Annotated in this window: 15 protein-coding genes; all 15 read left to right on the plus strand. The window is 61.4% G+C overall.

Annotation, left to right across the window (positions count from 1 at the left end; genetic code table 11):
• The first annotated feature begins 226 nt into the window (after positions 1-226).
• The 15 genes from M3484_RS13255 to hisD all read left to right on the plus strand — a co-directional run bounded on the left by M3484_RS13255 (position 227) and on the right by hisD (position 18,264).
• The gene (locus tag M3484_RS13255; protein WP_249497237.1) at positions 227-2,524 is read left to right on the plus strand and encodes a molybdopterin-dependent oxidoreductase; all 2,298 of its coding nucleotides are present in this window, start codon (positions 227-229) and stop codon (positions 2,522-2,524) included.
• 622 nt (positions 2,525-3,146) lie between these two features.
• Positions 3,147-4,301, plus strand: a complete 1,155-nt coding sequence (locus tag M3484_RS13260; protein ID WP_249497238.1) for a mandelate racemase/muconate lactonizing enzyme family protein — start codon at positions 3,147-3,149, stop codon at positions 4,299-4,301.
• Entirely contained in the window at positions 4,298-5,467 is a 1,170-nt protein-coding gene (locus M3484_RS13265) for a mandelate racemase/muconate lactonizing enzyme family protein (RefSeq protein ID WP_249497239.1), read from the plus strand. The genes M3484_RS13260 and M3484_RS13265 overlap by 4 nt, the downstream gene beginning before the upstream one ends.
• A gap of 16 nt (positions 5,468-5,483) precedes the next feature.
• Positions 5,484-6,212 carry an SDR family NAD(P)-dependent oxidoreductase gene (locus M3484_RS13270; RefSeq protein WP_092904673.1) on the plus strand — a complete coding sequence of 243 codons (729 nt, stop codon included), beginning with the start codon at positions 5,484-5,486 and terminating at the stop codon, positions 6,210-6,212.
• A gap of 53 nt (positions 6,213-6,265) precedes the next feature.
• The gene (locus M3484_RS13275; protein WP_249497240.1) at positions 6,266-7,126 is read left to right on the plus strand and encodes a fumarylacetoacetate hydrolase family protein; all 861 of its coding nucleotides are present in this window, start codon (positions 6,266-6,268) and stop codon (positions 7,124-7,126) included.
• The gene (locus M3484_RS13280; protein WP_249497241.1) at positions 7,123-7,887 is read left to right on the plus strand and encodes an SDR family oxidoreductase; all 765 of its coding nucleotides are present in this window, start codon (positions 7,123-7,125) and stop codon (positions 7,885-7,887) included. The genes M3484_RS13275 and M3484_RS13280 overlap by 4 nt, the downstream gene beginning before the upstream one ends.
• 143 nt (positions 7,888-8,030) lie before the next feature.
• The gene (locus tag M3484_RS13285) at positions 8,031-8,909 is read left to right on the plus strand and encodes a transporter substrate-binding domain-containing protein (RefSeq protein ID WP_249497242.1); all 879 of its coding nucleotides are present in this window, start codon (positions 8,031-8,033) and stop codon (positions 8,907-8,909) included.
• A 66-nt stretch (positions 8,910-8,975) separates the two neighbouring features.
• Positions 8,976-9,674, plus strand: a complete 699-nt coding sequence (locus M3484_RS13290) for an amino acid ABC transporter permease (protein WP_249497243.1) — start codon at positions 8,976-8,978, stop codon at positions 9,672-9,674.
• The gene (locus M3484_RS13295; RefSeq protein ID WP_092904665.1) at positions 9,671-10,429 is read left to right on the plus strand and encodes an amino acid ABC transporter ATP-binding protein; all 759 of its coding nucleotides are present in this window, start codon (positions 9,671-9,673) and stop codon (positions 10,427-10,429) included. The genes M3484_RS13290 and M3484_RS13295 overlap by 4 nt, the downstream gene beginning before the upstream one ends.
• Before the next feature lie 148 nt (positions 10,430-10,577).
• Complete coding sequence (locus M3484_RS13300) at positions 10,578-11,246, plus strand: GntR family transcriptional regulator (RefSeq protein ID WP_171909735.1); 669 nt, start codon at positions 10,578-10,580, stop codon at positions 11,244-11,246.
• 719 nt (positions 11,247-11,965) lie between these two features.
• The gene (locus M3484_RS13305) at positions 11,966-13,537 is read left to right on the plus strand and encodes a sugar ABC transporter ATP-binding protein (RefSeq protein WP_249497244.1); all 1,572 of its coding nucleotides are present in this window, start codon (positions 11,966-11,968) and stop codon (positions 13,535-13,537) included.
• 23 nt (positions 13,538-13,560) lie between these two features.
• Positions 13,561-14,535, plus strand: coding sequence for an ABC transporter permease (locus M3484_RS13310; protein WP_249497245.1), 975 nt, complete (start codon positions 13,561-13,563; stop codon positions 14,533-14,535).
• A gap of 10 nt (positions 14,536-14,545) precedes the next feature.
• Positions 14,546-15,574: an ABC transporter permease gene (locus tag M3484_RS13315; RefSeq protein ID WP_249497246.1), complete on the plus strand. Its 1,029-nt coding sequence runs from the start codon at positions 14,546-14,548 to the stop codon at positions 15,572-15,574.
• 78 nt (positions 15,575-15,652) lie between these two features.
• Positions 15,653-16,867: a sugar ABC transporter substrate-binding protein gene (locus tag M3484_RS13320; protein WP_249497247.1), complete on the plus strand. Its 1,215-nt coding sequence runs from the start codon at positions 15,653-15,655 to the stop codon at positions 16,865-16,867.
• Between the two features lie 107 nt (positions 16,868-16,974).
• The gene (gene hisD / locus M3484_RS13325; protein WP_349306277.1) at positions 16,975-18,264 is read left to right on the plus strand and encodes a histidinol dehydrogenase; all 1,290 of its coding nucleotides are present in this window, start codon (positions 16,975-16,977) and stop codon (positions 18,262-18,264) included.
• The last annotated feature ends 13 nt before the right edge of the window (positions 18,265-18,277 follow it).

Genomic DNA, 18,277 nt, shown 5'->3' on the forward strand with positions numbered 1-18,277 from the left:
ACGGGGAGAGGCCGAAGCCGGGATCTCGTGGCCGGTTGCCGGTCGGATTGAAAAAAGCCTAGCCTGGACCGCATTATTCCGCAATAAAAATAGAACGACGTTTTGAATAATGAACCACCGTCGCCGGTGCGTTGTCGTCTGGCCTCAGGTCCGCGCTTGCGCAGCCGGGCAGAAAGGTGTTTCGACAGGCAGCAGGCCCAGGTGAAAGAAAAGCGGAGCGGCACCGATGTCTGTCACCCTGAACCATTGGGGAATTGACCGTCCGATAGTTGAAGAGGGCCGCCTCACCGGTATGAGGCCGGCAGAAGGTGATCCCTCACCTTCGCGCATCAGCGAGAATTTCGTGGGGTCGGTCAGCGGTCCGATGCGGATCACGCAACCCATGATCCGCAAGGGGTTTCTCGAGGGCGATGGCGGCGCAAAGCGCGGTGAGGACAGTTTCGTCGCGGTCAGCTGGGATGAGGCGAATGCCCGCGTCGCGAAAGAGCTGCGCGAGATCATTGCCGAACATGGAAATGAGGCAATCTTTGGGGGGTCTTATGGCTGGGCCAGCGCAGGGCGCTTTCATCATGCGCAAAGCCAGATCCACCGTTTCCTGAACCTGCTCGGCGGCTATGTCCGCTCTGTCAACACACACAGTCATGCCGCCGCCGAGGTGGTGTTGCCGCATCTGATCGGCAATCAGGATGGTATGGCCGACAACCAGACTCCATGGGAGCTGATCGTCGGCCATACCGAGCTTTTCGTGGCCTTTGGCGGGCTCGCGGTCAAGAACGCCCAGGTCAGCGCCGGGGGCGTCAGTCAGCACAGGGTGCCCGATCAGCTGCAGCGCGCGCGCGCTGCCGGCACCCGTTTCGTTAATGTCAGCCCCCTGCGTGATGACACGCCTGCGGAGCTTGATCCGGAATGGCTGGCGCTGCGGCCGAATACCGATGTGGCGCTGATGCTGGCGCTGGCGCATGTGCTGGAAGCCGAAGGTCGCGCCGACCATGCCTTTCTGGACCGCTATACCACCGGCTATGACCGCTTCCGGGCCTATCTGATGGGTCAGAGCGACGGGATCGCGAAAACCCCCGCCTGGGCGGCGGCGATCACTGGTCTTGCGCCAGAGGTGATCACCAGTCTCGCGCGCGAGATGGCACAGAAGCGCACGATGCTCTCGATGGCCTGGTCTTTGCAGCGCGCAGATCACGGCGAGCAGCCGGTCTGGATGATCGTGACGCTGGCCGCGATGCTGGGCCAGATAGGCCTGCCCGGAGGCGGTTTTGGCACAGGCTATGCGGCGGCGAACCGGGTGGGAAACATCTCTTTGCCTTTCGCCTGGCCTGCATTTCCTCAGCTGAAAAATCCGGTCCGCAGTTTTATTCCGGTGGCCCGGCTGGGCGATATGCTGGAACAGCCGGGTGCGGCCTTCGATTATAATGGCGCCCGCTATCACTACCCGAAAATCGAGCTGATCTGGTGGGCGGGTGGCAATCCCTTCCACCATCAGCAGGATCTGGGCAGGCTGCACCGGGTCTGGAGAAACCCCCACTGCGTCATCGTGCAGGAGCCGTTCTGGAACGCGATCGCCAAACATGGCGACATTGTCCTGCCCTGCACCCTGCCCCTGGAGCGCAATGATCTGGGCATCACGAAAGGCGAGCCGCATCTTGTCGCGATGAAGCAGGTGGTGGCGCCTTTTGCCCAGTCCCGCAATGACTTTGACATTCTGGCGGGCATTGCCGCCGCCATGGGGATGAATGAGGATTTTACCGGCGGCCTGGATGAGATGGGCTGGCTGAACCGGCTTTACGATGAAAGCCGCGAGGTGGCGGCGCAGAATGGCTATACGCTGCCAGAGTTTCACCGTTTCTGGCAGGATGGCGAATTTGCCTTTACCGCCACCACGCGGCCGCGCGCGTTGCTGCAGGCTTTCCGCGAAGACCCGCTGGCGCATCCTCTGGCAACGCCCTCGGGCCGCATTGAGATCTTTTCCGAGCGGGTGGAAGGGTTTGGATATGCGGATTGCCCTGGCCATGCCACCTGGTTCGAGCCCGGGGAATGGCTTGGCAATGCGCCGCAGAACGGGTGGGGCGATGCCCTGCATCTGATCTCGAACCAGCCAGACCGCAAGCTGCACAGCCAGCTTGACCTGGGCAGTTATTCGCGTGAGGCAAAGATCCGTCAGCGTGAACCGGCCAGGATAAATCCGGCCGAGGCGGCGCGGCGCGGCCTCGTATCGGGTCAGGTGGTGCGGGTCTGGTCAGAGCGCGGTGCCTGCCTGGCGGGGCTGGTCATCTCGGATGCGATTGCGGATGGTGTGATCCAGATGTCGACCGGCGCCTGGCTTGACCTTTCGCACGAGGGGCTGGACCGGCATGGCAATGTCAATGTGCTGACGCGTGATCTGCCGACTTCCAGTCTCGCCCAGGGGCCGACGGCCCATACAACGCTGGTCTGGGCAGAGCCCTGGCTGGGCGAATTGCCTCGTATTGAGGCGTTTTCTCCGCCCGAAATCAGTGGCAACGACCAGCTCACATGATCTGGGCTGGCGTCGGCCACGCTTGCTCCTGATGAGATTTGCGCCAGATCTTCCGGTTCTGTGTATCGACCCGGCGGGATCTGCTTATGTCAGCTGCCAGTCTGCATGCCTCTGCCGCCAGGCGCCTGACGCCGTATGGGCCGTGCGGAAGGGCGTTCCACGCATTGTCGCCATAACGCCCAGGCGACCAAACCTCCTGAGGCGAAATTCCTGAACTCGTCAGGCGGGATTTTCGGGGCTGTTCCGCATTTGACTGGCGATGATCGGATTGCGCAAAGGGCAGATGGCCAATTCGTCGGGCATGACGAAGTCGAGACGTGTGAGGCGCCCGGCAATACGGGCTGCTGCCGCCGCGGGTCACCTGCTGTGCAAGATCCATGCTGTGGGGAATGATGCTCTCTCCGGCCTCAATCAAGATCGCAACGCCATTTACGCCGACTTCAGCCAGCCTCAGGCGCAGAAATTAACTTGACATACGGTATACCGTGTCTTGTATGTAAAGCGCGGTCCCCGTGACGACCGGCCTTCGGGAGATTCCCGACTGGCTCGTTCACCACGGCCCGTACTGACAGCGGGCTCAGATCTGCGGGTCTGAAACCTCCTTATTCATGCCGAGGCGCATATGAGAATTTCGCGAGTGGAGGCCATCGGCCTCTTTGGAAAATCCCCGAAAGGCGGCTGGTCGAATGAAATCAGGCCGGAAGACTCGATCCATGCGCTGATCCTTGTGCAGACCGATGACGGACAGGTAGGGATCGGCTCGGTCTTTACTGACGCGCGGCTGGTCAGGGCCGGACTGGATGTGCTGCGCGCATTGCTGATCGGCGAGTCGGCCCTGGAGCCGATGCGCGTCAGCGAGAAGCTGCATCAGAACACGTTCTGGATGGGACGCGGCGGCACGCTGACGCATGTGATCTCGGGCATCGACATCGCGCTTTGGGATCTGTTCGGCAAGAGCTGTGGCCAACCGCTGGCCCGGCTTTTCGGCGGCAGCTATCGCAACCGGGTGATGGCCTATGCTTCGATCCTGATGGAAGAGCCGGATCTGATGCGCGAGCGGACCGCTTATTACCGCGCGCAGGGTTTCCGGGCGATCAAGATCGGTTGGGGGCCGTTCGGGCGTCGGAATGACCGAAAGCTGGATGAGGCCATCATACGCGCCGCCCGCGAAGGGGCCGGGGATGACTGCCGGCTGATGGTGGATGCAGGGGCCAGCGATGCCTATTGGCCGAACGGTCTGAAATGGGCGCTGAACACAGCACAAATGCTCAGAGATTACGACGTGACCTGGTTCGAAGAGGCGCTGCATCCTGATGCTCTGGATGATTTTCGTCAGCTGCGCCTGCAAAGCCCGGTCCCGATTGCCGGCGGCGAATGTCTCACCCGGCGGCAGTCCTATCTGCCGTGGTTCGAGGCACGGGCGCTGGATATCGTGCAACCGGATGTGACCAAAGTCGGCGGTATCACCGAACAGCTGCGCATTGCGCGGATGGCGAATGATTTCGGCATTCAATATATCGGCCATGGCTGGAACACGGCGGTGGGCCTTGCCGCAGACCTGCAACTTGCGGCTGCCTTCCCCGATACCGATATGGTCGAGTTCATCGGCGGATCTCCCTATATCGATGATATTGTAGAGAAACCCTGGGCGTTGGATGACGAGGGCCTGCTTGAGATCCCGGACGCGCCCGGCCTGGGTCTGCGCCTGCTGCCGGATGCGGTGGCCGAGCTTTCGGCTGATGCCGAGGCGGCAAAACTTCTGGCAGGTGCAGCATGAAGATCGAAGCAGTAGATTTCTTCTATGTTGCCATGCCAGAGGTCACCACGGCGGCGGATGGAAGCCAGGACGCCCTGGTCGTTCGGGTGCAAGCCGGTGGATTGACCGGCTGGGGGGAATGCGAAGCCTCGCCCCTGGTGTCAATCGCGGCCTTTGTGACCCCGATGTCCCACGGCGCCTGCCAGCCGGTATCGGCTTCGGTGCTTGGGCAGATCTTGGAAAAGCCTTCCGATATCGCAGAGATAGCGGCGCAGGTGGCTTACAGATCAATGGATTTGCTTCAGGCGGCGCATACCTGGTCCGGTATCGAAATGGCGCTCTGGGACCTTTTGGGTAAGGCGCGCGGGGAGCCGGCCTGGAAATTGCTGGGCTATGAAAGGGCCTATCCCAAGCTTCCCTATGCTTCGACACTGTTCGGCACGACCCCGGAGGAAACCTTTGAACGCGCCCGTGCAATCAGGGCCAGGGGGTTCCGGGCTGCTAAGTTCGGTTGGGCTCCCTTTGGCGATTCACTCGCGGGGGATCTTGCCCAGGCCGACGCGGCCCGTGAGGGACTGGGAGAGGAAGGTGTTCTGCTGATCGACGCCGGCCAGATCTTTGGCGATGACGTTGAAAGAGCGGCGGCCCGGCTTGAGGCCCTGTCCCGTAACAGAGTGACCTTTTTCGAAGAGCCCTTTGGCGGTGCCTCTCTGGTCGCCTATCGGGGTCTGGTTGAAAAGGCCCGGGGAACCGGGGTGGGGATCGCGGGGGGCGAAGCCGCGCATAACCGTGAAATGGCTGAACATCTTATCGAATTCGGCGGGGTGAACTTCATCCAGATCGACTGCGGTCGGATTGGCGGCCTTGGCCCGGCCAAAGCAGTGGCGGACTACGCCGCTGCCCGGGGCGTGACCTATGTGAACCACACCTTCACATCGAACCTGGCGCTTTCAGCCTCGTTGCAACCTTTCGCAGGGCTGGAAGAGCACCGCATCTGCGAATTCCCCACCGAGCTGCGCGACGTGGCACGCGACCTGACCCTGACCAAAATCACACCGGATGCTGAGGGATTGATCCATCTGCCCGAGGGACCAGGCCTTGGGGTTGAAATCGACGTTTCGGTACTCGAGCGCTACCGCGTTCCGGTTGAGATCCGGGTGGGTGGCAAGACGATCTTTTCGGCCTGAGAGAGGACTGCGCGGAATGAACAACATTGATCTGAATGGAAAAACGGCAGTCGTCACCGGTGGCTCGCAGGGGATTGGCCTGGCGGTCGCAAAGCGGCTTGCCGCCTCGGGTGCGAGGGTTGCGGTCTGGGATCTGAATGCCGATACGGCTGCCGTCGGAGGGGCCGTAGCGATCAGGGCCGATGTGGCAGATGCGGCTTCAGTCGCTGCTGCAATGGCACAGACCGAAGCCGCGTTGGGCCATGTCGATATTCTGGTCAATTCTGCCGGAATAGCGGGTCCGAACCACCGTTTGACCGACTATCCCGACGCTGACTGGCGTCGTGTGGTTGAGATCAACCTGATCGGCACCTTCAATGTGAACAAGGCCATCGTGCCCGGAATGGAAGCGCGGAATTACGGGCGGATCGTGAACATCGCCTCTATTGCGGGCAAAGAGGGCAATCCCAATGCCTCGGCCTATTCTGCGTCGAAAGCCGGGGTTATCGCTTTGACCAAATCGCTGGGCAAAGAACTGGCCGGCAAGAATATTGCGGTGAACTGCATCACCCCGGCCGCAGCCCGCACACCGATCTTCGACCAGATGAGCCAGGAGCACATTGATTACATGCTCTCGAAAATCCCGCGAGCGCGCTTCCTCGAGGTCGATGAAGTGGCCGGGATGGTGGCCTGGCTGGTCTCGGAGGAGAACTCCTTTACCACCGGCGCGGTTTTCGACCTGTCCGGCGGTCGCGCTACCTATTGATCCTGATCTCGCGCCGTAAGGCGCGCCGCAAAAGCTTCTGAGGAATACCGCCTATGAAACTGCAACGTTTAGAACAATCCGGTCGCATCATCCCCTGTTTGCTGGACGGTGCGGGGGCTGCGCGCGATGTCTCGGGCATCGTAACGGATTTTACCGCAGAGAATGCGGCTGATCTGGCATCGGTTCTCGCTGCAGTCGCAGTGGATAGCCTGCCTGTCATTGACAGCGCCACTGCGCGGCTTTTGCCGCCCATCGCACAGCCGCCGAACATCTGGTGCATCGGGTTAAACTATTCTGATCACGCCGCTGAATCTGGCATGCCGGTCCCGAGCGAACCAATCCTGTTCAGCAAAGGTTCGACAACCTATTGCGGCGCGGATGATCCGGTCTATTGGTCCGAATCCATGACCAAACTCGACTGGGAGGTGGAGCTTGGCATCGTCATCGGCAAGGGGGGCCTGAACATCGCCCGCAAAGACGCGCTCTCGCATGTTCTGGGCTATACGATTGTCAATGACGTGTCCGAGCGAGCCTGGCAGATCGAACGCGGCGGGCAGTGGATCAAGGGCAAAAGCTATCCGCACTTCTGCCCGACCGGTCCATTTATCGCCTCGGCTGATGAACTGGGCGACATCGCGGCGCTGGATCTTTGGCTCAGCGTGAATGGTCAGCGGATGCAGACCGGCACGACCGCGAAGATGATCTTCGATCCTGCCACGATCATCTCTTACATGAGCGCCTTCTGCGAGCTGAGGCCCGGCGATCTGATCTGCACCGGCACCCCTCCTGGCGTGGCCCTGGGCATGAAAGAGCCACGCTGGCTGAAACCCGGCGATGTGATGGAAGTGGGCATCAAGGGACTGGGTGTGCAGCGGCAGATTGTGACCCCGATCTCGCAAAGGGGCGCGAAATGACCGGCGCTTTGAACCTTGTCCCGACGGAGCGTCTGGCCGGCAAAGTGGCGGTTGTAACGGCGGCGGGGCAGGGCATCGGCCGCGCGGTCGCCGAGCGGCTGGCAGCCGAAGGCGCGCGGGTTTTTGCCTCGGATCTGAACGAGGCGGCATTGGCGAGTTTCTCGGCTGGCGAACGCAGTAAACTGGATGCAACCGACGCGAATGCTGTCGCTGACTATTTCGCGGGCTTTGAACAGGTCGATATTCTGGTTCACGCGGTTGGCTATGTGCATCAGGGCAGCATCGAAGAATGCGAAGCTGAGGAATGGCATCGGTCCATCACGATAACCCTGAACAGTGCCTTTCACGTCCTTGGCGCGGCAGTCCCCAGGATGAAACAGGCCGGGGGATCGATCATCACCATTGGCTCGGTGGTCTCTTCGATCAAGGGCTTCCCGCGTCGGGCGGCTTACGGTGCCGCCAAAGGCGGCGTCATCGCCCTGACCAAATCCATCGCTGCGGATTATGTCGGGCACCGGATCCGCGCCAATTCTGTCTGCCCCGGAACGGTTCATTCGCCATCTTTGGAAGAGCGGATCACCGCGTTGGGTCAACAGATGAGCTCTCGTGAGGCCGCGCTGAAATCCTTTGTCGATCGTCAGCCCCTGGGCCGTCTTGGCACGCCAGAAGAGATCGCGGGGATCTGCGCCTTCCTGGCCTCGGATGAGGGGGCCTTTATCACCGGTCAGGCCATCAATGTCGACGGAGGCATAACCATCTGATCCCGGGCCCGGGACGATTACGATGATTTCACCATCCTCTTGAAGAAGAAAGGAGGCGTGACGCCGCCATAAGCCCGGCTACGGTCCGACCGTAATCTCTGTCCAGTTAAAAATAACCGAAACCAACAGGAAAGTATGACCCCATGACCACGGCAATCAAACTAGGGTTCTCCCTTGCCGCGACGCTGACCTTCGCGGCCCCCGTGCTGGCGCAGGATGCAGCCGCCCGCTTTGAATTCACCCCGGGTTTTGAGGCCTGCGCCGGCGACACCTCGCTGTCGGATGCGCAGACCAATGGTATCACCCTCGGGATCAGCCCCAGCCCGCCCTATACCTCGCTTGATCCTGCGACGGGCAAGGCGTCGGGCATCGATGTCGAAATCGTCGAGGCAGCACTCGGCTGGCTTGGCATTGACAAGATCACGTACGAAGTCGCGCCGTTCCCTTCCCTGACGCCGTCGCTGATTTCCGAGCGGATCGACATGGTTGCGGCCAACATCCACGTCACTCCCGATCGTCTTAAGGTTATCAGCTTCACCGGCCCCGGCTGGTGGTATGGTCCGGCAATCACCGTCGGCAAGGGCAATCCCAAGGCGATCCACTCTTTTGAGGATCTGAAGGACCATAGCGTGGGTGCCATCGCGGGTTCGGCGGCTGATGAGTACCTGCGCTCGCTGGGCGTTGACGTGGTCCCGTTCCAGACCGACGCTGACCAATTCATAAGCCTGTCGCAGGGCCGCGTCGACGTGATCCTGGAAGACGACATCAAGGTGGCGACCTATATCGCCGAAAACAAAGACGAGTCGATTGAGATGGTCGCAGGGGTGGAAATCCCGGATGAGCTGATCTTCCAATACGGCTATGGCTATGCGCGCTACGGTATCCGCATGGAAGATTGCATGCTGCGCAGCGCCATGTCGATGGCGCTGGCCGAAGTGCGCGGCAATGGGCAAGTATCGGGCGTGCTGAGGAATTATGGTCTGACTGACCGTAATCTCTTCTACTTCCCGGTTTCCAACTAACCCCTAAATTACGGGGCGCGCAGACGCGTTTGCGTGTGTCGCGCCCCGGTTCACCGAGGTGGCCCGATGGATCTTCTGAATTTTTCAGTGGTGGCGGAATATTATCCCACCCTGCTGAAAGGCTTCGCCGTCACGATTGGCATGACGCTGGTTGTGATTACCCTGAGCTTGACGCTTGCCATACCTGTCGCACTCGGCCGGATGTCCGAGAACTTCCTGATCCGCTTCATTTCAGGGGTCTATGTCGAAGTGTTGCGCGGCACGCCGCTGGTGCTGCAACTGGTCTATCTCTATTTCGTGCTGCCCGGTGTGGGCATACGGCTAAATGGGCTTACGGCCGCCATGCTTGCGCTGACGCTGCACTACACGGCCTATCTCAGCGAGGTCTATCGTGCAGGCATCCTGTCGGTGCCAAAGGGTCAGTTTCAGGCCTATGCCGCCCTTGGCATGTCACGGCAGCAGGGTTTCATCCGGATCATTCTGCCTCAGGCCATCCGCACGGTAACACCGGCCCTGGGCAACTATTTCATCTCGCTGTTTAAAGATACCGCCCTGGCCTCGGTGGTGACGGTTCAGGAGTTGTTATTCTCGGGCCAGATCATCGCGGCGCGTACCTACCAGTATTTCACCATCTATACGGTCTGCATGATTATGTATTTCAGCGTCGGCTATCCGGCTGCAATCTTTGTCCGAAAACTCGAGGCCCGCATTTCCAGGGGTTATGCAGGCACGAAAAAGCGCCGCGCAAAGGGAGGCCGGGTATGATCAGGCTTGAAGGGATTGAGAAATCTTACGGCCCGCTCAAGGTTTTGAACGGGGTCTCTCTGAATGTCGCGAAGGGGGATGTGGTTTGCATCATCGGTCCGTCAGGATCGGGCAAGTCCACGCTGCTGCGCTGCGTGAACTATCTGGAGCAGCCGGAGGCAGGCCAGATCACCCTTGATGGAAAACTGGCCTACCGTGACTTCAGGAATGGTCGGATGATCTCGCGCTCAAGAGCCGAGATTGATGAAACAAGGCGCGAATTCGGCATGGTGTTTCAGGATTTCAACCTGTTCCCGCATATGGATGCGCTGGCGAATGTCACCGAAGCTCCCATGCGGGTCCGCAAGCTGCCGCGGGCGCAGGCGGAGGCGAAGGCGCGAGATCTGCTGGAGCGGGTGGGCCTTGGTGCCAAGATCGATGCATGGCCCGAGGAACTGTCAGGTGGCCAGAAACAAAGGGTTGCCATTGCGAGGGCCCTGGCGATGGAGCCAAAGGCGATGCTCTTTGATGAGCCGACCTCCGCACTTGATCCCGAACTGGTGGGTGAGGTGCTGGAGGTTATGAAGGCGCTTGCGGCCGAGGGCATGACGATGCTGGTGGTCACCCATGAGATGGGTTTTGCCCGTCAGGTCGCCGATCGGGTGATCTTCATGGATCAGGGGGTAATCGTTGAAGACGCCCCACCTCAGGAATTTTTCGACACCCCAAAAATGGAGCGGACCAGGGCTTTCCTGCGTGTGACACAACGCGAATAGAAGCAGGGTTTCGCGGTTTTTCAGGCTGCGCTTTTCATTTTGGTGCTGCCGCCGCATAAATGGCCCAAGAGTTCAGTACGTGTAATCTAGAAATACTCAATGAGGGGTTCCCGGTTTGGAGACCAGAATTCGGCCGCGAGATGCCCAGGTGACAGCCTCAGCGCGACCAAGCGCGCTTTCGGCGATTCCCCGGCCCCGAACCACCGCAGACGAGGTCGAGGAACGCATCGTCCTGGCCATTGCGCTTGGAGAGAAAAGCCCGGGCGACCGGATCACCGAAGCCGAGCTGGCAGCCACGCTGAATGTCAGCCGGATGCCCGCGCGGGAAGCCTTGCAGAAACTTCACCTGCGGGGCGTATTGGTCGAGAGCGATCAGCGGGGCCTTAAGGTTGCCGATTACTCGGATGCGTTCATTGATAATCTTTATGAAGTCCGCCATTCGATCGAACGGGTGGTATTGCGGCGCGTCATGTCTGAGAATTTTGACCGCTCTGAACTTTTGGAGGAGCTGGAAGAGCATATTTCCCAGATGCGTGACCTGGCGGGGTCTGACGATACTTTGCTGCTTGGGAAGACAGACCTTGCCTTCCACCGTGCCATTCTGAGACATTCCGGCAACGAGCTCGCGGCAAAGATCTGGGAAGGCCTGGCCCAGCATTGTCTGATTGTCTTTCTGCGCGATTGGGCGCGTGTCGCAGACCGTACCAGCGAAGTTGCGCTCCACCGTCACTTCGCAGATTTCATCGCCAATGGCGAATTAGAGGATATCGATGTCCTTCTGAGGGAGCATTACACCCCGGCGCATGACCGGGAGTAAAGCTTCAGCAGCATAAGCGCGGCATCGGGGTCACCGATGAGACCCGGTTGATCTGGTAGGTGCCATCGGCTGGGCCGGCTGTGTCAGGGGAACACCACTGCTCAGATTATCTGGCAGTTACCCGAGCTTCCAGCAAGCGCAGGGCAACACGGCCAGGACCTCAGGCAGCTTTACCCGGATGAGAGCCAGGGCCGGTTTCAGAGCGAGCCATGAGACGACGTAATGCAGACCTGCGATCGACCTGCTGAAGTTTCATTCCGCAGCAATCGGAGCCGGTAGCTGATTTGATCCACTTCCCAGGGTCGGATCGCTCGCGGGCAGAGTTTTCCGACCTCGTGCTTTGCCCCCGCGTCTGGACCGCCGCGATCCGGAGTTTCGCTGCTCTGATCCCGGGTCGGGCAGGTTGCGCTGCGGAAATACGGTGCGGAGCTGGCATTTCTCCGGACGGGCGAGGGGCAGGCTGCGACTCACCCGATACGGATCTGGTAAGCCCGCGATCCTGTATTCGGTAACATACAGAAATCATGTGATAATATTTCTCGCTGCCCCGGCATGTCAGATCCTGGCCGAGGCGCTGATCTGGCCCTGAGCCGTGGTCTGACCTGATCGAAAATTTAACTGCTTGACCCGAAGAAAGGAATCATCCTTATATGCAAACGTTCCCAGAGAACGTTTGCATTAGTCTGACGCAAACTTTTCCGGGGCGAGGGAGGAGATCTATGTCTGATGCGACCGGCCGCGAAAGCGGCAGCCCGGCATTTGCGGGGGCGGTGGCGCTATGTGCCGAAAGCCTGCGTAAGGCTTACGGGGCGACCGTTGCGCTGGAACATGCCGATATTTCGCTGGCAGCGGGCCAGGTCCATGCGCTTCTGGGCGAGAATGGCGCTGGTAAATCGACGCTGGTGCGGATCCTGACCGGCGCAGTGCGTCCGGATCAGGGCGAGATGCAGATCGGCGCGGCGGCCTATGCGCCGGGCTCGATCCTTGCGGCCCAAAGCATGGGCGTGGCGACCGCGTTTCAGGAGCTGAGCCTCGTGCGCAACCTGACCGTGGCGCAGAACCTGCATTTGCCACATCAGCCAAAAGGTGGCTTTGGCATCAATTCCCGCCGCCTTGGCGAGGAAAAGGCCGCGGCCACCCTGGCTAAATACGATATGGGCCGCATCAGCCCGCGCAGTCTGATCGCCGATCTGCCGCTGGCCGAGCGCCAGCGCATCGAGATCCTGCGCGCGATGGAACATGCCTCAAAAGTGCTGATTCTTGACGAGCCGACTGCTTCGCTGGCTGAGACCGACTGGCTGTTCGATCTGATCCGCAAGAGTACCGCCCGCGGCCTTGCGGTGCTCTATATCTCGCACCGCCTGCCAGAGGTGCGTGAACTGGCGACGCGGGCCACCGTTCTGCGGAACGGGCGTTCGATTGCGAGCGTCGATCTGGCGGCGGCGGATGATGACGATATTTTCGAGATGATGGTCGGCCACAAGGTCGATCACGCCCGCCCGGCCCGCGCGTCACGTGCGACGGCCACGCACCGGATTGAGGTGAAAGACGTAACAGGCCGGGGCGTGAACGGCGCCGGTTTCACGCTCGGCACGGGCGAGGTTCTGGGCGTCGCGGCGCTGGAGGGCCAGGGCCAGCGCGGGCTCTTCCGGATGCTTGCCGGGCTGGAGCCGGTCAGCAGCGGCGAGATCCGTGTCGATGGAAAGCCCGTCACGCTGCGCAGCCCGCGCCAGGCGCTGGCCGCCGGCAGCGGCATCGCCTTCCTGCCCGAAGAACGCAAGACCGAGGGCATCCTGGCCGGCCTTTCTACCGCCTCGAATGTGGTGCTGCCGGTCTTGGGCCGTATCTCGCGCGCACTGATTGTCGGGCCGAAAGCAGAGGCAAAACATGCGCTTGAGACGGCTTCGAGGGTCGATCTCAGCCCGCGTTATCTGGGTTTCGCCATCGGAGACCTCTCGGGTGGCAATCAGCAGAAGGCGCTGATCGCGCGCACCATGGCGACGGGCGCCCGCACATTGGTGCTTTACGACCCGACGCGGGGCGTCGATGTCGGCACCAAACAGGCGATCTATGACGCGATCCGGGCCTTTGCCGATGAGGGCGGCTCGGTGCTGTTCTACTCATCCGAACTGCCCGAGATCGTCCAGCTCGCCGACCGCGCGCTGGTGTTTTACGGCGGCCGCGTGAACGGCATTTTCGAGGGCGAGGCGATCACCGAACAGCGCCTTGTCGCGTCCATGTTGGGCCAGGGAGCGGAACATGCTTCCCGCGCAAAAGGGGAGGCGGCATGAGTTCCGCGACTGAACAGAGACAAATGAAACGAAAGCCGGTGCTCAAAAGCCTTCTGACCGAGGGCGCGGTGCTGATCGTGCTGATCTATGTGATCCTTTACGCGATCAATGTCTGGCAGCAGCCGCGCGCCTGGTCTCTGGGAGCCTTTGGCAATCTGGTGAACAATTCGGTGCCGCTGGCGCTTGCCGCCGCGGGCCAGACCCTGGTGGTATTGTCGCGGGGCTTTGACCTTTCGCTCGCCGGGGTGGTCTCGCTCACCAATGTGGTGATGGCGGTCTATCCCCTGCAGGGACCAGGAGGGGCGCTGGCCTCGCTGGGGATCTGTCTCGGCATCGGTGCGGTGGTTGGCGCGGTCAATGGCTGGCTGGTGGCGGGGCTGCGGCTCCAGGCCATCGCGGCGACTTTGGCGACGATGATCATCTGCCAGGGCATTGCACTGGTGATCCTTGATGCGCCCGGCGGCCAGGTGGCCGACTGGGTGAGCTATGAGCTGACCGACCGGCTCTGGGGTGTGGTGCCGGTTTCGGGGCTGGTCGTGCTGGCGGTGATCCTCGTATGGAGCTTCGCCCGCCGCACCGACTGGGGTGTCGCGCTTTACGCCATTGGCGAGGATGAGCAGGCAGCGCGGCTTTCCGGCGTGCCGGTGGCGCGGGTGCGCTTCCTGACCTTTGTCGGCGCCGGAATGCTTTACGGGCTGGCGGGTTATATGCTCTCGGCGCAGACCGCGACCGGCAACCCCAATGCCGGGACGCCATTGCTGATGCTGGCTTTTGCCGCCGTGGCGCTTGGCGGCACCGCTTTCACGGGCGGCAAGGGCGGGCTTTTCGCCTCGGTCATGGGGGCGGGCACCCTGATGCTGTTGCAAAAGGTGCTGTTCTCCAGCGGCGTCGCCTCTTTCTATACCGGGATTTTCCAGGGCGCGGTGCTGATCCTCGCGGTGGTCTTCAGCGGTGTGCTGGCGGGGATCGGGCGCGGCACAGGCATTGGGAAGCGCTGAGATGAAACAGATGAGTACTTCCACTTCAGCCGAAAAATCCGCAAGTTACGCAGCCGCCCCCGACCGGCGTGGCGCGGCCAGGATCTCGCGCGAGACGATCTCGACGCTCGTGGTCTTTGCGATCTGCATCCTCATGCTGCTTGGCTCGCGCTTCATCAGCCCGAATCTCGGCTCCTGGGCGCAGGTGCAGACCGTGATGGTGCTGGCCTCCTTCCTGGTGGTTCTTTCGTTCGGCCAGGGGCTGGTGATCCTGACCGGCGGGCTTGACCTGTCACTGCCCGCGCTGATCACCCTTGGCGGGGTGCTGGCGACCAGTCTCGTGGGGGCGGGAAATCCCGGTGCCTGGTATCTTCTGCCGCTTGTCGTGGTGATCTGCGCCGGGGTGGGGCTTGCCACTGCCATCGGCGTCGTCTGGCTGAAAGTGCCGCCCTTCATCATGACCATGGCCACCTCGATCATCGTGGCATCGGTCGCGCTTGGCATGACCAAAGGGACGCCGCGCGGGGCCTCGCCGGAAGCGCTGACCTGGCTGATGAAATCGCAGCTTGCCGGCGTGCCGCTGCCGGTGGTGTTCCTGATCCTCTTCGTGGCGTTCGGCTGGCTGGTGCAGTCGCGCTCCACGCTCGGCCGCTATCTCTACGCGCTTGGCACCAATCCCGAGGCCGCGCGCATCGCCGGCATCCCGATGCTGACCGCACAGGTGGCGCCCTATGTGATCAGCGCCGCCTGCGCCGGTTTCACCGGCATGATGCTGGCCGGCTACTCGAACGGTGCCACGCTGCGAATGGGTGACAATTACATGCTGCCCTCGATTGCGGCGGTGGTGATCGGCGGCTCGTCGATCCTTGGCGGCTCGGGCTCATTCCTCGGCACCGTCGGCGGCGCGATCCTGCTGACGACGCTCGGCACCATCATCTCGGCGATCGGGCTGCAATTCGGCCTTCGCACGATCATCGAAGGCGCCATCATCCTCGTCGCATTGCTGCTGCTGCGCGACGAGGTGTTCGAGAAGATCCGTGGCCTGGTCCGCAAGGGCTGAGGTCAGGGGAGGGCGGCGCCTGCCTGAGCGGGCGTCGGATGCAGAGACCAACAGATTTTCAGGAGGAGAAACGAAACCATGACCACCACATTCGCGAAACTCTCGCTTTCGGCGCTGGCTCTGGCCACTGCAGGTGTGCTTGCCGCCGGCCCGGCTGCGGCAGAGGGCAAGAAATACAAGATCTATCTTTCGCTCTCCTATTCCGGCAACTCCTGGCAGTCGGAGGCGGCGAATATCGTTAAGGCCCTTGCGGCAACAGCGCCCTATAACGAGACGGTCGAGCTGATCGAAGTGATCTCGGGCACCGATCCCCAGGCGCAGATCTCGGCCTATGAGAGCATGATCGAGGATGGTGCCGATGGGATCATCACATTCCCGATCTCCTCGACCGCGCTGAACCGCACCATCAAACGCGGTTGCGATGAGGGGGTCCTGTTCTTCACCTATGACGCAACCGTCACCGAGCCCTGCGCTTACAATGTCAGCTACATCACCTCGGGCTTTGGTGAGAACTCGGCTCAGGCGCTGGTCAACGAACTGGGCGGGAAGGGCAAGATCTTCCTGTCGCGCGGCGTGCCTGGCAATTCGGTCGACAAGCGCCATACCGATGGCGCAATGCATGTCTTCAACCAGTATCCCGGTATCGAAGTTGTAGCGGAATACTATTCCTACTGGGACGACCGCACCACGCAGCAGGAAACGGCCAAAGCGCTGGCCGCGCATCCGGATGTCGACGGCATCTGGGCCCAGGCCGGTGAATTCGGTGCCATCCAGGCGCTGCTTGATGCAGGCGACCGTCTTGTCGCGATGACCGGTGAAAACTCGAATGGCTTCCGCCTCGCGCTGGCAGATCCCGACATGCAGGCCAAGGGCCTCAAAGGTGTCTCGGCTGGCTCGCCACCGGCGCAATCGGGCTATGCGTTCAAACTGATGATGGAGATCCTTGAAGGCAAGCGCGAGCTGGAGCCGATGAATATCGAATTCCCGCTGCCCTGGGTGCCGGCTGCCGATGTGAAGATCTGTGAAGGCGAGAAATTCGAGAATGGCTGCAACGCTTTCCCGGCCGACCGCGTTCCGTCTTCCTTCGTCACCCAGGTGCTGGACCCGGTGCTGCTGCCCGAGCTTTCCATCGACTCGGCGCTGAACGGCACCCCGGTTGAGGGCGCAACCATCCAGGCACTGCCCGCAGATGTGCCGGCAGGCGCCAACGAGCCGGGCATCAACTGCCAGGACTGCGAGCCGCCCGCTGATCTCTACAAGCTGACCAAGGTCGAGCCGACCGTTCAGCCCTGACCCTTGTCGGGCCGGCTGAGCCCGGCCCGCAACCCCTGCGCGCGGGGACCGCTCCCGTCCCCGCGCGTGCCTTTCCCGACTGGCCACCACACAGGAACCGGACCACCATCATGAGATACCTCAAGCAGGGACAGACGGCCGAAGCGATCTCGGCGAATGATGCCGTCGTTAAGGAAACCGTCGAGACGATCCTTGCCGATATCGAGGCGCGCGGTGATGCCGCCGTGCGCGAGCTGGCAGGCAAATTTGACGGCTATGCGCCGGCAAGCTTCCGCCTCTCAGACGCTGAAATCCAGCAGGCGATTTCGGAAGTTTCGCCCCGCGATCTGGAGGATATCCATTTCGCGCAGACCCAGGTCCGCAACTTCGCAAAGGCGCAGCGCGATTGCCTGAAGGATCTGGAGGTCGAAACTCTGCCTGGCGTCTTCCTTGGCCATCGCAATGTGCCGGTCGAAGCCGTGGGCTGCTATGTGCCGGGTGGTAAATACCCGATGGTCGCCTCGGCACATATGTCGGTTCTGACGGCCAAGGTTGCCGGCGTGAAGCGGGTGATCGCCTGCGCGCCGCCCTTCCATGGCAAACCGCATCCGGCCATCGTCGCGGCGATGCATTTCGCCGGCGCCGATGAGATCTATTGCCTCGGCGGCGTTCAGGCCATTGGCGCCATGGCGATCGGCACCGAGAGCATCGCGCCAGTCGATATGCTGGTCGGCCCCGGAAATGCCTTTGTCGCCGAAGCAAAGCGTCAGCTTTTCGGCCGCGTTGGCATCGACCTCTTCGCCGGCCCGACCGAGACGCTGGTGATCGCCGATGACACCGTTGATGGCGAGATCTGCGCGACCGACCTTCTGGGCCAGGCCGAACATGGCCCGACCAGCCCGGCGGCGCTGATCACCACCTCGGAAAAGCTTGCCAATGACACCCTGGCCGAGATCGAGCGCCAGCTTGGCGTGCTCCCGACCGCCGATATCGCCCGCAAGGCCTGGGAGGCTTACGGCCAGGTGATCCTGTGCGACAGTGAAGAGGAGATGCTGAAAGTCGCCGATGATCTGGCCTATGAGCATGTCCAGGTCATGACCCGCGACCCGGATTACTTCCTGAAAAACATGCAGAATTTTGGCGCGCTCTTCCTTGGTCCGCGCACCAATGTTGCTTATGGTGACAAGGTGATCGGCACCAATCACACGCTGCCAACCAAAAAGGCCGCGCGCTATACCGGCGGGCTGTGGGTCGGCAAGTTCATCAAGACCTGCACCTATCAGCGCGTCACCACCGACGCCGCTTCGGCGATGATCGGTGAATATGCCTCGCGACTTTGCATGCTTGAGGGCTTTGCGGGCCATGCAGAACAGGCGAATATCCGCGTTCGCCGCTATGGCGGTTCAAACGCAGCCTGAAGACCGGAGGAAG

It is taken from the genome of Pseudomonas sp. GX19020, from assembly GCF_023371075.1.
In the GTDB taxonomy this organism is placed as follows: domain Bacteria; phylum Pseudomonadota; class Alphaproteobacteria; order Rhodobacterales; family Rhodobacteraceae; genus Pseudogemmobacter.